Consider the following 16,838-nt stretch of genomic DNA (forward strand, 5'->3'; position numbering starts at 1 on the left):
GTTGCCTTAACTTAAACGATCATCTAAATAGCACAGCAAATCACTATTTCAACTCCTGAAATCTACACTTGCCAAATATATCACAAACAGTTTTCAGTTCATTCTCGCTTAATTATTTGTGCAGCCACACTGAAATAAGCACACTACTTATTTCACCATGCGTAATATTCCCATCTTATTAAATCTTCGATATAAAATCGCCGCCACACCCTGATTCAGGCACCCGATGAACCCGCGCCGCGCCTGAATTCTTTATTTCCAACCTGTGCGAAATAACGTTTTCAATCCCGCTAAACATTTATTCATTCAGGCTTAATTTGCGCTTCTGATACTTTCTGGCTATATCAAATTCAGTCAATCATGAATTCTCACGATTATCTAAGACAAGGATTTTACCGCCGAAAATATATTCCCAATTGAATTACCCATTAAGAAGTAGGGCCTATATGTCGCTGCCACCATCGCTATATTGGCAGCCCTTAATCACTTTCAAATAATTACCCTGGGTCATTGTTTTAAATAAACACTTTCCCTACGGGTGGAGCTCAATCTGCTGAAAAGAAATGGTTAATACTGCGCGCCATTTCACTGCACACTGCCGGGAGTAATACACATGAGTAAAATCACTGTCATCTCCAAACTGACGCACGTGGAGACGGTAACAGACGGGTCTCAGGTGACACTGAACGACACCTCCATCGTGAAAATTGACGCCGAACGTGCCGACATTCTCGAGTACAACCGCAACGGTAATGACCTGATTATTAAGCTGACCGACGGCGAAACCATTACCGTCAAAAACTTCTTTGTCAGCGGCGATCAGGGTATCAGCCAACTGGTGCTGGAAGAGGAAAACGGTGCGCTGTGGTGGATTGCAGACCCGATGGCAGGGGAAAGTTACCAGTCAATTGCCTCCATTGACGCTCTTCTGGCGGGCACCACCGCGTCGACAAGCGAAGGCGCGGCGATCTGGCCCTGGGCGCTGGGCGGCGTAGCGGTGGCGGGCGGCATTGCGCTGGCCGCAGGTGGTGGTGGCGGTGGCGGTGGCGGAAGCGACAACGACGGCGGCAATAACAACGGCGGTGGCAATGGCGGAGACGGTGACAATGGCACCGGCGGCAACCCAACCCTGCCGGGAACCAACCCGAACGACACCACGCCTCCGGGCGCAGCAGGCAACCTCAGATTCTCAGCAGATGGCACTAAACTTAGCGGGAGCGCTGAAGCCAACAGCCTCATCACCGTAACCGATGCTAACGGCAACGTCATCGGCACAGGCCAGACCAACGGCAACGGCGAATTCACCGTCGATCTCGGCAAGCCCTACACCAACGGCGAGACCCTGACCGTCACGCCAACCGACGGAGCAGGTAACGTCGGGCCGGGTACGCCGGTGACCGCCGCAGACACCACTCCGCCTGCCGCGCCGGTCGTCGCCAGCGTGACGGATGACGTGGGTAGCGTGACCGGGTCGCTCACCAGCGGCCAGACTACCGATGACGCCCGCCCGACCTTTAGCGGCAGCGGCGAACCGGGTTCCACCATCACGATTTACGACAACGGCAACGCCATCGGCACCGCGCAGGTGAACGGCGACGGCAGCTGGACGTTTACCCCGGCCACGGCGCTGGGGGACGGGGCGCATCAGATAACCACCCGGGCCACCGACGGCGCGGGCAACACCGGGCTGGCCTCTCCGGCCTTCGGCTTCACCGTAGATACCGTCGCGCCGAATGCGCCAACCGGCGTGACGGTGAATGACACCACCGGCAGCGTGCAGGGGGTCGTGGCCGCCGGGCAGAGTACCGACGCCAACCGCCCTTCCCTCAACGGCACCGGCGAGGCGGGCAGCACCATCCGGATTTATGACAACGGTCAGCTGGTGGGCCAGGCCACCGTGGGCGCAGACGGCAAATGGAGCTTCACGCCAGAGACACCGCTTGCCGACGGGCCGCACGCCATCACCCTGACGGAGACCGATCTGGCGGGCAACACCAGCGCCGCCTCTGAGCCGTTCGCCTTCACCATCGACCGCACCCCTCCGGCCCAGCCGACCATTAGCCAGATCCCTGGCGGCACCGAGGTCATCGGCACCGCCGAACCGGGCAGTACCATCACCATCACTAACGGTGCCGGGGAGCCCATTGGCTCCGGACTGACCGATGCTAACGGCGAATTCCGGGTTGTGCTCAGCGAAGCGCAAACCGAGGGGGATACCCTCAACGTGGTGGCCACCGATGCCGCCGGGAACGCGAGCCAGCCCGTTAACGTGGTGGTGGGCGATGTTACCCCTCCTCTGGCGCCGACCGATCTTCAGATCTCTGACGATGGCGCCACCGTCACCGGTAAGGCCGAAGCGGGCAGCACCGTCACCATTCGCGACGGCGACGACGTGATCGGCAGAGGCGTGGCTGACGCCGACGGCAACTTCGATATTATTCTCTCCACCCCAAGACTGAACGGCGAAGACCTGGCGGTTACCGCCACCGATGCGGCGGGCAATACCGGGCCGCAGGCCACCGTGACCGCCCCGGACGTCACTCCGCCAGAGGCCCCGGTCATCACCAGCGTGGTGGATAACGAAGACGACATCACCGGCGTGGTTCTCGACGGCCAGGTCACCAACGACACCCAGCCGGTAATCAGCGGTACCGGTGAGCCGGGCACCACTATTTACATCTACAGCGGCGAGGTTCAGGTAGGTTTCGCCGAAGTGGATGCCGAGGGCAACTGGTCGACCGAGCTGCTGCTGGTCGACGACGGCGGCTACGTCCTGCGGGCGGAAGCGGTTGACCGTTACAACAACCACAGCCAGCCGTCCAACACCTGGAGCATCATCATCGATGCCACCGCGCCGGACGCCCCGGCCATTACCCAGGTGATTAACGATCTGCCTGACTCCGCAGGCGTAATTAATAACAACGGCACCACTAACGACAACCGTCCAACCCTGTACGGCACAGGTGAGGCCGGGTCGACCGTCAGCATTCGCGTGGATGGGGTGGAAATCGGCACCGCGCAGGTGGGTAACGGCGGCGAGTGGAGCTTCACCCCTGCCACCGCCCTTGAGGAGGGTGAGCACAACATCACGGTGGTGGCGAAAGATGCCGCCGGTAACAGCAGCGACGTCTCCGGCGCCTTTACCTTAACCGTTGATACCACCGCCCCGGAGGTGCCTGTTATTACCCGAGTGGAAGATAACACCGGCAGCGTGCAGGGCGATGTGGGCAACAACGTGCCGACCGACGAAACCCGTCCGGTGATCCACGGCACCGGCCCGGCAAACTCGCAGATCAGCCTCTATGAGGGCACCACCCTGCTGGGCACCGTCACCACTAACGGCGACGGCGTCTGGAGCCTGCAGCTGACCACGCCGCTGGTGAACGGTACCCACGTGATTACCGCCACCGTAAGCGATGCCGTGGGGAATACCTCCACCTCGGAGAGCTTTAACCTGGTGGTGGATACCCTGGCCCCGGTCACCCCGGCGTTGCCGACCATCACCGTCAACCCTGACGGCGGCGAGCAGCAGCCCCTCCTCCCCGGCGGCAGCACCCGCGACACCACCCCAACCCTTAGCGGGACCGGCGTTGAAGGGGATGTCGTCACCATCTACAACGGCACGACCCCGATCGGCGAAACCACCGTTCAGCCGGACGGCACCTGGACCTGGACCCCGCCGGAAGGGCTGCCGAATGGCACCTACGATCTCAGCCTGACCGTCACCAACAGCGACGGCGCGGGCAACGAGAGTGCCCCGTCGCAGCCGGTAAGCATCACCATCGATACCGAGGCGCCGGACCAGCCTGACGCCCCGGCCATCACCGATAACGTCAGCGAAATTACCGGCCCGGTGGGCAACAACGGCGCCACCAACGATACCCGTCCGGTGCTGAGCGGCACCGGTACGCCGGACGACACCATCAGCATCTACGACCAGACCGCGGCGGGCAACGTCAAGGTGGGTGAAGTGGTGGTCGACGTCAACGGCAACTGGACATGGCGTCCTGATGAGGAACTGGCCCAGGGGCAGCACAGCTTTACCGTCACCGCCACCGACGAGGCGGGTAACGTCTCGGTAGTCTCTAACACTGTTACCGTGACCGTCGACAGCCAGATCCCGGCGATCCCGACTATCGGCAGCGTGGATGACAACCTTCCGGCGGGCGGCAGCAGCAACAGCAATACCCCGACCGTGACCGGCACCGGTGAAAACGGCACTACCGTTATTCTTTACAGCAACGGCGTGGAGGTGGGCCGCGGGCAGGTCACCAACGGCAGCTGGAGCATCACCACCCCGGAACTGAAAGATGGCCCGACCACCCTGACCGTCGCGGCGGTGGATGCCGCCGGGAACGTCAGCGGCGTAGGGGGTGATTTTGCCTTCACCGTCGACACCCTCCCGCCGGGGATCCCGCAGCTGCTTGAGATCTCCGACAGCACCCTGGCCAACGGCACGCTGTACGTGAACAACGCCACCCCAACCCTCAGCGGCACCGGCGAGCCGCTCAGCACCATCACCGTCCTTATCGACGGTAATGCCGTGGGCCAGGTGCAGGCTAACGCCGAAGGTGTGTGGACCCTGCCACTGCCTGAGGGCACCGTCCTGGCGAATGACAACCACACCATCACCGTGGTGGCGAGCGACGCGGCGGGCAACACCAGCGAAAGCAGCCCGGTCAGCGTGATTGTGGATACGCTGGCGCCGGACGTGCCGGTGGTCACCGACATTGTCTCCGGCGGTACGCCGCTGAACGGCACCGCGGAAGCGGGCGCCACCGTGACGGTCACCGGCCAGGGCGGCGTGGTGCTGGGTACCGGCTTTGCGAACGAACTGGGGCAGTTCTCGGTGGCCCTGACGCCGCCGCAGTACAACGAAACCATCCTGACCGTGGTGGCAAGCGACGCGGCGGGCAACACCAGCGATGCGGCGACCTTTAACGTGCCTGCCACGCCACAGCTGCCGGACGCACCGGTTATCGACACCATTATTGATGACAACGGCACGGAAAACGTTAACGTCAAAGGCGGTAGCTCGAACGACGCCACGCCAATCCTGAACGGTACGGCCATTCCAGGCAGCGTAGTCAACATCTACCTCGACGGCAGCGCCACGCCGCTGGGTACCGTCACCGCCGATGCCCAAACCGGGGCCTGGACCTTCCCGATCGAAACCGCCCTGAGCGAAGGCAGCCACAGCTTCAGCGTTACCGCCATTATCGACGGATTAACCAGCACCCAGTCGCCGGGCGCGACGGTCAATATCGATCTCACCCCACCGGCCGCCCCGGCGTTTGGCTCCGTCATTGACGATGTGGGTCCGGTTTCGGGCGCTGTCGTCAGCGGCACGCCAACCAACGATGACCTGCCGACCTTCAACGGCACGGCGACACCGGGAGATGTCATCACCCTGTACTCGGGCGATACCGTGCTCGGTACGGCAACGGTGGGCAACACCGGGGCCTGGAGCATCACCCTCGCCCAGCCACTGGATGACGACACCTACAGCCTGACCCTCACCGCCACCGATCCGGCGGGCAACGAAAGCCTGCGCTCGGAGGCGTTCTCTCTGGTCGTGGACACCACCGCGGGTGAAGTCCTGATCACCGGCGCTAACGACAACGTCGATCCGGTCAGCGGCAACGTGGCCGACGGCGGCAGCACCAACGACAATACCCCAACCCTGACCGGCACCGCGGAAGCGGGCAGCAGCGTGGCCATCTATGACGGTATCCGGCTGCTGGGCACCGTCACCGCCAGTACCGCAGGCACCTGGACCTTTACCCCCACCAGCGTGCTGGCGGAAGGCCAGCACGTCTTTACCGCCGTGGCCACCGACAGCGCGGGCAACGTCACGCCGGTGTCAGGCACTTACACCCTGACCGTGGACATGACCCCACCGGCCACCCCGGCGATCGTCAGCATTAACGATGACGTGGAGGGCAGTACCGGCCAGCTGACCAACGGCCAGGTCACCAACGACACCCGGCCGGAACTGACCGGTACCGGCGTGGCGGGCAGCACGGTGCATATTCTGGATAACGGCCAGGAGATCGGCACCGCCGTGGTCAGCTCTTCCGGCAACTGGAGCTTTACCCCTGCCAGCGATCTGGCGCCGGGGCCACACGATCTGCGCGTCAGCGCCACCGATGCGGCAGGCAACGTCTCGGGCACCTCCCCGGTCTTTACGATAAACATCGACACCGCCGCCCCGCTGGCGCCAGTGCTGGCAACCGTGGTGGATGATGTCGGCCCCGCTACCAGCACCCTGGCGAGTGGCGATACCACCAACGACGCCCTCCCAACCTTCACCGGCAGCGGCGAAGTGGGTGCCACGATCCATATCATTGTCGACGATCAGGAGATCGGCACCGCGGTGGTGAACGCCGCGGGCAGCTGGACCTTCACCCCTGAGGCCCCCCTCGGGGAAGGTACCCGCAGCATAACCTTCACCGCCACCGACACCGCCGGGAACACCGGTCCGGCCAGCGAGCCGTTTATCCTGACCGTGGACACCCTGGCCCCTGCGGCCCCGACCCTGACGTCCATCAGCGATAACGTCGGCACCATCCAGACGCCGATCACCACCTCCGGCCAGGCCACCGACGACACCACGCCGACCCTGACCGGCCGCGCCGAAGCCAATGCCACGGTCACGATTTACGACAATGGCGCGGTACTGACTACCGTGCAGGCTAACGACGCGGGCGACTGGACGTACACCCCAACCGAGGCGCTCAGCAGCGGGAGCCACACCTTTACCACCCGCGCCACCGACGCGGCGGGCAACCTCAGCGAAGTCTCTCCGGGCTTCACCCTGATTGTTGATACCCTTAAGCCGGTTGCGCCAACCATTGCCCTGGCCCAGGACGACGTCGCCCCGGTGACCGGCTCCCTGACCAGCGGGAGCAGCACCAACGACAACCTGCCGGTGCTCACCGGCACCAGCGAACCGAACGCCCGGGTGCAGATCTTTGAAGGCGACACCCTGCTCGCTGAAGGCGTGGCTGATGCCAGCGGCAACTGGTCCATCCCCCTCACTGAGCCGCTCGACGATGCTCAGCATAGCTTCACGGCGGTGGCGATCGATGCGGCAGGCAACGCCAGCGATCCGTCCGCCACCTTCACCCTGACGGTGGATACCGGGACGCCAGAGGCACCGGTGCTGGTCTCCGTCACCGATGACGTCGGCACCACGGTGCTGCTCGATAACGGCCAGCTGACCAACGACGCTAACCCGACCCTGCGCGGCACGGCGGAAGCCGGGTCGACGGTGAGCGTTTACGACGGCACCACCCTGCTGGGCACCGCCCTTGTCGGGGACGACAACGCCTGGATCTTTACCCCGCTCAGCCCGCTGGGTGACGGGGAACATACCCTGACGGTGACCACCACCGACGCGGCAGGCAACGTCAGCCTGCCGACCGGCGGATTTACGATCAACGTGGATGCCACCGCGCCGGTTGCCCCTGCCATCGTCTCGATTGTGGATGACACCGGCTCGGTACAGGGGCCAGTCCTCAACGGTAATCCGACCAACGACACCCGTCCGACCCTCAACGGTACCGCTGAAGCGGGCGCCATTGTGCGCATTTACGACGGCGACACCCTGGTGGGTGAGACCCTTGCCAACGGCGAGGGCCAGTGGACTCTGGCCCAGACCACCACCACCCTCACCGACGGGGTGCATAACTTTACCGCCACCGCCACCGACCCGGCGGGCAACCTCAGCCCGGCGTCGCCAGTCGTCTCGATCACCGTCGACACCATCGCCCCGGGGGCACCGGACAGCTTCACTATCCTTAACAACGGCAACACCCTGACCGGCCAGGGGGAAGCGGGCAGCACCATCACCGTGCGCGATGGTGACACCGTGATTGGCACCGGCGTGGTTAACGACACCGGCAGCTTCTCCATCACTCTCACCACGCCGAAACTGAACGGGGAACTGCTGACGGTCACGGCGACCGATATCGCCGGGAATACCGGTGCAGAAGGCCAGGTGACGGCTCCGGACACCACGCCACCGGCCGTTCCGGTGATTACCGACGTGGTGGACAACGTCACTGACTTCACCGGCACCGTTAACGACGGGCAGACCACCAACGACAACACGCCGCTGGTGCGCGGGACCGGCGTCGCTAACGCCACCATCCTGCTCTACAGCGGCACGGAGCTGGTTGGCACCACCCAGGTCAGCCCGGGCGGGACCTGGGAGATCCAGCTGACGGCACCGCTGCCTGATGGCGGCCACGTCCTGACCGCGCAGTCGGCGGATGCGGCAGGCAACAACAGCGCGCCATCCAACAGCTGGAGCATCGTGGTTGATGCCACCGCGCCGGACGCCCCGGTCATCACCCAGGCGATCAACGATCTCTCCGGCAGCCCGGTGGCGATCGCTAACAACGGCGCCACCAACGACAGCCAGCCAACCCTGAGCGGTACCGGCGAGGCGGGCACCACCCTCAGCATTCGGGTGGACGGCGTGGAGGTGGGCACCACTCAGGTGGGCGCGGGGGGCGCATGGACCTTTACGCCGCCTGAAGCCCTCGGGGAGGGGCTGCGCGTCATCACCGTGGTGGCGAAAGATGCCGCCGGGAACACCGGTGAGCCGTCCGTGGCCTTTAACATCACCATTGATACCGTGCCGCCAGCCGCCCCGGTTATCACCCTGGCGGAGGACACCACCGGCACCGTGACCGGTGACGTGGTGAGCGATCAGCCAACCGACGAAACCCAGCCGCTGATCCGCGGGACAGGCCCGGCGAATTCCCAGATTAACCTTTACGAAGGCACCACCCTGCTGGGTACCGCCACCACCAGCGCCACCGGGGCATGGAGCATACAACTGGCCACCCCGCTGGGGAACGGCACCCACGCCCTGACCGCGACGGTGACCGATGCGGCGGGCAATACCGCTACCTCCGGCACCTTTAACCTGGTGATTGATAACGTGCCGCCTGCCACGCCGGAGGTCCCGGCGATCACCGTCAACCCTGACGGCGGCGGCGAAACCATCCTCACTGGCGGAGACAGCACCCGCGATACCACCCCAACCCTGAGCGGCACCGGGAATGAGGGCGATATCGTCACCATCTACAACGGCACCACCCCTATCGGCGAAACCACCGTTCAGCCAGGCGGGACCTGGACCTGGACGCCGCCGGAGGGGCTGCCGAACGGCACCTACGATCTCAGCCTGACCGTCACCAACAGCGACGGCGCGGGCAACGAGAGTGCGCCATCCCAGCCGATAAGTATCACCATCGATACCGAGGCGCCGGACGCGCCAGCCCTGCCGGTAGTAACGGATAACGTCAGCGACATCACCGGCCCGGTGGCCAACAACGGCGCCACCAACGATACCCGTCCGGTGCTGACCGGGACAGGTACGCCGGACGACGTCATTACCATCTATGACCAGACCACAGCCGGTAACCTCCCGGTGGGCGAAGTGGTGGTGGACATCAACGGCAACTGGACGTGGCGTCCGGATCTGCCGCTGACCGAAGGCAGCCACAGCTTCACCCTCACCGCCACCGATCCGGCAGGCAACGCATCGCCGGTGTCAGGGGCCATGACCGTGACCGTCGACAGCCTGGTGCCGGAGATCCCGGTTATCAGCACCGTCAATGACAACGTCGGTCCGGTCACCGGCAACATCACGGCAGGCGGCAGCAGCAACGACAACACCCCGACCGTGACCGGCACCGGGGAGAACGGCACCACCGTCATTCTCTACAGCAATGGCATCGAGGTGGGACGCGGCCTGGTAAGCGACGGCGGCTGGACCATCACCACGTCGGCGCTGAGAGATGGCGCAACCACCCTGACCGTGGCGGCGCTGGATGCCGCCGGGAACCGCAGCGAGGCGGGCAGCGACTTCGCCTTTACCATCGACACCGTTCCACCGGCTATCCCGCAGCTGCTTGAGATCTCGGACAGCACCCTGGCGGGCGGCCAGCTTTACGCCAACAGCAGCACGCCGACCCTGAGCGGTACCGGCGAGCCGCTCAGCACCATCAGCGTCTATGCCGACAACACCCTGCTCGGCCAGGTGCAGACCAACGCCGAGGGGCAGTGGACGCTGTCTGTTCCTGCCGGTACGCCGCTCACCGATAACCCGCACACCTTCACTCTGGTGGCGAGCGATGCGGCGGGTAACACCAGTGAAAGCACCCCGGTGAACGTGGTTATTGATACCCAGGCACCGGGCGTGCCGGTGGTGACCGGGATTGTCTCCGGCGGTACGCCGCTGACCGGTACTGCCGAAGCGGGCGCCACCATTACGGTGACCGGCCCGGGCGGCGCGGTACTGGGCACGGGCGTCACCAACGATCTGGGGCAGTTCTCCATCGCCCTGACCCCGCCGCAAAGCGACGCGGTGACCCTGAGCCTGACCGCCAGCGACGTGGCGGGCAACACCAGCCTGCCGGGTACCTATGACGTTCCGGCCACGCCAGCCCTGCCTGACGTACCGGTTATCGACGCCATCCTGGATGACAACGGCACCGGCGGCAGCGTCAACGTGAAAGGCCTCAGCTCCAACGACGCCACCCCAACCCTGACCGGTACGGCGATCCCGGGCAGCGTCGTCAGCGTCTATCTCGACGGCAGCACCACACCGCTGGGTACCGTTACCGCCGACGCCACGACCGGCGCCTGGTCGTTCCCGATCGCGACGGCCCTTGCTGAAGGCAATCACAGCTTCAGCGTCACCGCCACCGTGGGGGCAGAAACCAGCGGCCAGTCGCCGGGGGCGACGGTGAATATCGACCTCACCCCGCCTGCGGCACCGACCCTCGGTACCCTGGTGGATAACGTCGGCACCGTGACCGGGTCCGTGGTCAGCGGCACGCCGACCAACGACAACCAGCCAACCCTGAACGGCACCGCGACGCCGGGCGACGTGATCACTATCTACGCCGGTGACACCGTGCTGGGCACCGTACCGGTAAGCGCCACCGGGGCGTGGAGCTTTACGCCGGCTACCGCCCTGGACGATGGCACCTATACCCTGCTCATCACCGCCACCGATCCGGCGGGTAACCAGAGCCAGCCTTCCGCACCGTTCTCGCTGGTGGTGGATACCGTGACGGCGGCCCCGGTCATCACCGGGGCTAACGATGACGTCGGGCCGGTGACCGGCAACGTGGTCAGCGGCGGCGTCACCAACGACAATACCCCGACCCTCTCCGGCAGCGCGGAAGCGGGCAGCAGCGTGGCCATCTATGAAGGCACTCGCCTGCTCGGCACCGTGGTCGCCAACGACAGCGGCGTCTGGAGCTTCACCCCAACGGTGGTTCTGGCCGAAGGCGTACACAGCTTCACCGCCATCGCCACCGACGTGGCGGGCAACGTCAGCGCGGCGTCCGGGGCCTATACCCTGACCGTGGACATGACGCCACCGGCGACGCCTGTCCTGGTGAGCGTTAACGACGACGTGGCGGGCAACACCGGCGTGCTGGTCAGCGGCCAGCTCACCAACGATGCCCGTCCGGAACTGACAGGCACCGGCGTGGCGGGCAGCACCGTACACATTCTGGATAACGGCCAGGAGATCGGCACCGTGCTGGTAGATGGCACCGGCAACTGGCGCTTTACCCCCACCAGCGATCTGGCCCAGGGGCCGCACGAGCTGCGCGTCAGCGCCACCGATGCCGCAGGTAACCTGTCGGGCACCTCCCCGGCCTTCTCCCTCAACGTGGACACCGTCGCCCCGCTGGCCCCGGTTCTGGTCACCGTGGTGGATGACGTCGGGACCCTCACCGGCCCGGTGAACAACGGCGGTATTACCAACGACACCCGTCCAACCTTCAACGGCACCGGCGAAGCGGGCTCCATTGTGAGCATCCTTGTCGACGGCGAGGCGATCGGCACCGCGGTGGTTAACGCCTCGGGAAGCTGGACCTTCACCCCTGACACCGCCCTCGCCGAGGGGCTGCGCAGCGTCACCCTGACCGCCACCGATCCGGCGGGCAACACCGGGCCTGTCAGCGCGGCCTTCACCCTGACGGTCGACACCACTGCCCCGGCGGCACCGACCATCGTGGCGGCTGCCGATAACGTGGGCGCCATCCAGACGCCAATCACCGTCTCCGGCCAGGTGACGGACGATGCGACCCCAACCCTGACGGGCAGAGCCGCCGCCAGCGCCACGGTGACCATCTATGACAACGGCGTTGCCCTGGGTAGCGTGCAGGCCAGCGCCGCAGGGGACTGGACCTTTACCCCTGAGAGCGCGCTTGACAACGGCAGCCACACCTTCACCGCCAGCGCCACCGACGCGGCAGGCAACCTGAGCGAGGCCTCGGCGGGCTTCACGCTGATTGTCGATACCGTCAAACCGCTCGCCCCGGTCATTACCCTGGCGCAGGATGACGTCGGCACCCTCACCGGGTCGCTCATCAGCGGCCAGCGCACCGACGACACCCTGCCGGTGCTCACCGGGACCAGCGAAGCCAATGCCCGGGTGCAGATCTTTGAAGGCAACACCCTGCTGGGCACCACCACCGCCGATGCCAGCGGCAACTGGACAATCCCGCTGACCACGCCGCTGACCAACGCCACGCACAACTTCACGGCGGTGGCGACGGATGCGGCGGGCAACGCCAGCGATCCGTCCAACACCTTCAGCCTGACGGTGGATACCCTGCCGCCAGCGGTGCCGGTGCTGGTGTCGGTGGTGGATGATGTGGGCACCGTGACCACGCTCACCAGCGGCCAGCTGACCAACGACGCGAAACCGACCCTCAGCGGCACGGCGGAAGCGGGCTCGACGGTGAACGTTTACGACGGGGCCCTGCTGCTCGGCAGCGTGGTGGCCGACGCCAACAACGCCTGGAGCTTTACCCCGGCGACGCCGCTGGCCGATGGCCTGCACACCCTGACGGTGACAGCCACCGACGCGGTGGGCAACGTCAGCCTGCCGACCGCGGGCTTCACGGTTAACGTCGATGCGACCGCCCCAACCGCGCCAACCATCACCTCGGTGGTGGACGACGTGGGCACCATCCAGGGGCCGGTTGTTAACGGCAATCCGACCAACGACACTCGTCTGACCCTCAACGGCACCGCCGAAGCGAACAGCGTGGTGCGCATTTACGACGGCACCACCCTGGTGGGCGAGGTGACGGCCAACGCTCAGGGCCAGTGGACCCTGGCGCAGACCACCACCACCCTCACCGACGGGGTGCATAACTTCACCGCCACCGCTACCGACGCGGCGGGCAACCTCAGCCCGGCGTCGCCGGTGACCGCGATCACCGTCGACACCATCGCCCCGGGGGCACCGGGCGGCTTTACCGTGCTGGAGAGCGGTGGCCGGGTTAACGGTACCGCCGAGGCGGGCAGCACCGTCACCATCCTCGGCACCGACAACGTGACCGTCCTGGGGACCGGCGTGGCCGACGCGAGCGGGCGATTCAGCATCGCGCTCACCACGCCGCAGGTTAATGCCGAGCTGCTGCACGTCTTCGCCACCGACCGGGCCGGTAACGCGGGCCTGACGGTGGATCTGCGGATGCCGTACTCGGTGATCCCAACTGCGCCGGTTATCACCAGCGTCAACGACAACGTGGGGAGCATCATCGGCAATCTGCTTAACGGCCAGAGCACCGACGATACAACCCCAACGCTGACCGGGACCGCGCAGCCGCTCTCCACCATCACCCTGTACGACAACAACGTGCTGTTAGCCACGGTGACCACCAACGCGGCCGGGGTCTGGACCTACACCCCAACCGTGCCGCTGGGTAACGGCTCCCACGCCTTTACCGCTACCGCGGGCAATGCGGTCGGCACCAGTCCGGTCACGCCGCTGAGCACGGTAGTTGTGGATACCGTCGCGCCGGGCACGCCGCAAGGGACCTTCAACGCCGACGGCAGCGTGCTGAGCGGGACTGCCGAAGCGGGCAGCACCATCACCCTGCTGCTGAGCGATAACAGCGTGGTCACCACCACCGCCAACGCCCAGGGCAGCTGGAGCTACACCTTCCTCGACAAGCAGTCCGAAGGGGAGCGGATCACCCTTTCCGCCACCGATGCGGCGGGTAACACCTCCGCGACCGGCACGGTGATTGCGCCAAACCTGCCGCTGTCGGCCAGTGATAACGTGGTGGGTCTGGCCCTGACCACCAACGCCACCACCAGCACCGCCCAGTACAGCGACTACGGCGTGCAGCTGGTGGGCGGCGTCGGTAACGTGCTGTCGCTGCTGGGGGAAAACTCCGCTCAGGTGACCTTCACCGTGCCAACCGGCGGTAGCGCGGATATGGAGATCAACGCCAGCGCCACCGGCATCGTGCTCTCCCTGCTTAACACCATGGAGATCATCGTGCAGCGCTGGAACGGCACGACCTGGACTACCGAGATAGATACCGGTCTGCCGCAGTTCGCCAACCTGCTGACGCTGGGGGCCAGCGGCGTCACGCTGAACCTCACCGGCATGCAGGGCGGGCAGTACCGCGTCCTGAGCTACAACAGCAACCTGCTGGCAACCGGGACGTACACCAGCCTCGACGTGGATGTCGTCCAGACCACGGCGGGTACCCTGACCGGCACGCTGGTGCAAAACGGTAACGTCATCACCGATACCGATCCGGTGAGCGGCAGTGACAGCGCGCCAAACGGCACGGTGGTCACCAGCGTCACCAACGCCAACGGTGAGACCGTCAACGTGGCGGCGGGCGCGGCGGGCACCACCATCAACGGGCTGTACGGCACCCTGAACCTGCACGCTGACGGGAGCTACACCTACACCCTGACCAACACCAGCGCCTCGGTGCTGGGCCGGACCGACACCTTCATCTATAACATCGCCGGGAAAGGGGCCACGGATGACGCCCGCCTGGTGATCACCCTGGGTGAAAACACCGTCCGCAACAGCGTGACGGCGGTGGACGATACCGCCTCCCTGACCTTCGGCACCGAAGTCCACGCCATCGACTACGGCCCGTCGAGCCAGGGTGGCTTTACCGTAGTGGGTGTCAACCTGGGTAACGTGCTGAACCTTAACCTGCTGGACGACCGCAGCGAGAGCGTGAAGTACAGCGTGGCGGAGGGCACCACCCGCACCATGACCATTCAGAGTACGGTGGGTGGGGTGGCGCTGGCCTCGGTGTTTGACCTCTATATCTACAAGTTCAACCCGGCGACCCAGAGCTACGAGCGGATGCGTACGGAAGCAGGCTGGCTGCGCGCGCCGCTGCTGGGCGGCTCCTCCGCGCCGCTGACGCTGACCCTTCCGGCAGGGGATTACATCTTCCTGTTGAACACCGTCTCGGGGATCACCGCCCTGACCGGCTACCGTCTGAACGTGCTTGAGGACCACGTTTATGCCGTGACCAGCACCACCGCCGCGACCACCGGGGACGTGTTGCAGAGCGACATCGTTCCGGCAGGCACCCATGTGACGCAGGTGAACGGCGTGGACGTGAACGCCACCGGCACCACCCGCATTGACGGGCAGTACGGCACCCTGCTGATCGACGCCGACGGGAAATACACCTACACCCTGCGTGCCGGGGTGGGCGCCGACCTTATCAGCACGCCGGACACCTTCATCTATACCGTCACGGCACCGAACGGCGATAAGGACACTGCCTCCCTGAACATCACCCCGACACCGGTGGCGCTGGATGCGGTCAACGACGTCAGCCGTGAGATGGTGGTGGATGCCACGCCGCAGGTCGCAGCCTATCGCGATGATACGGTGGGTGTCGCCACCTGGAACGCCGCCCTGCTGGCCTCAACGTCCGGCAGCGGCAGCGGCACCTTTGTGGTGGCGGCCAATACCGCCCTGCATGACGTCGTGCTCCACTTTAACGTCGCCTCCCTGCTGTCGCTGGGTGGCCTGAACGTGAACTGGACCATTACCGGGGGTGGGGTGACCCGAACCGGTTCCTTCAACGGCGGTCTGCTGCTGGGGGGCACAGCCACCATCAACCTCCCGGATCTGGATCTGAATGCCGGGACCTACACCCTGAGCTTTACCGGGTCTATGGGGCCGCTGGCGGCAGGCCAGATCTCCATCACCCCTTACGTCACCGGGACCACCCTGTACCTGAACAATGAGCTCACCACCGCGGGCCACACCGTCACCGGCAATATCTATGACGGCACCGATTCGCTGGGCGTGCTGGATCAGGTGAGCTCGGTGGACAGCCGTCTGAGCATTACCGGCTACAACGGCACCACCACGACGCTGGATCCGTACACCACCGCCACGGCCACCGCGACGGTTCAGGGGCACTACGGCGTGCTGACCATCGGCGTGGACGGCGCGTACACCTACACCCTGAACAGCGGCGTTTCGCTGGCATCCATGACGAGCAAGGAGACCTTTACCTACAAACTGACCGGCGAAAACGGCACCTCCGATACCGCCACCCTCACCATCAACATGGCACCGAAATTTGTCAGCTCGGAGCATAACGATACCTTCACCGGTAGCGCTTATGGCGACACGCTGATTTACGAAGTGCTGAACAACACGGCGGGGAACGGCACGGCAGGCAACGGCGGCAACGACCACTGGACCAACTTCTCACTGGCGCAGGGAGACAAGATCGATATAAGCGATCTGCTGGTGGGCTGGAACGGTGATAACGCCACGCTGGGTAACTATTTGCATGTCACGAACAGCAATGGCAATACCGTGATCTCCGTCGACCGGGACGGAGCGGCAAATATTTACACCAATACTACACTTGTAACACTGGATAACGTTCAGACAACTTACGAGGAGCTGGTTAACCAGAATCATATCATTACCGGTTAGCGCTAATAACAAGACCCGGGCGCCTGTCGCCCGGGCTTAACATTATAAAGTTGTTCAG

Annotated in this window: 1 protein-coding gene; it reads left to right on the plus strand. The window is 64.7% G+C overall.

Translation table 11 applies throughout. The features are described from left to right. Window positions 1–613: 613 nt before the first annotated feature. Window positions 614–16,780 carry a BapA/Bap/LapF family large adhesin gene (locus tag NB069_RS16945; protein WP_250585416.1) on the plus strand — a complete coding sequence of 5,389 codons (16,167 nt, stop codon included), beginning with the start codon at window positions 614–616 and terminating at the stop codon, window positions 16,778–16,780. Window positions 16,781–16,838: the final 58 nt, after the last annotated feature.

It is taken from the genome of Leclercia adecarboxylata (genome assembly GCF_023639785.1).
Taxonomy (GTDB): domain Bacteria; phylum Pseudomonadota; class Gammaproteobacteria; order Enterobacterales; family Enterobacteriaceae; genus Enterobacter; species Enterobacter adecarboxylatus_D.

Coding starts and splice junctions, on each gene's coding strand:
- NB069_RS16945 (WP_250585416.1), top strand. CDS start 614: ATGAGTAAAATCACTGTCATCTCCAAACTGACGCACGTGGAGACGGTA.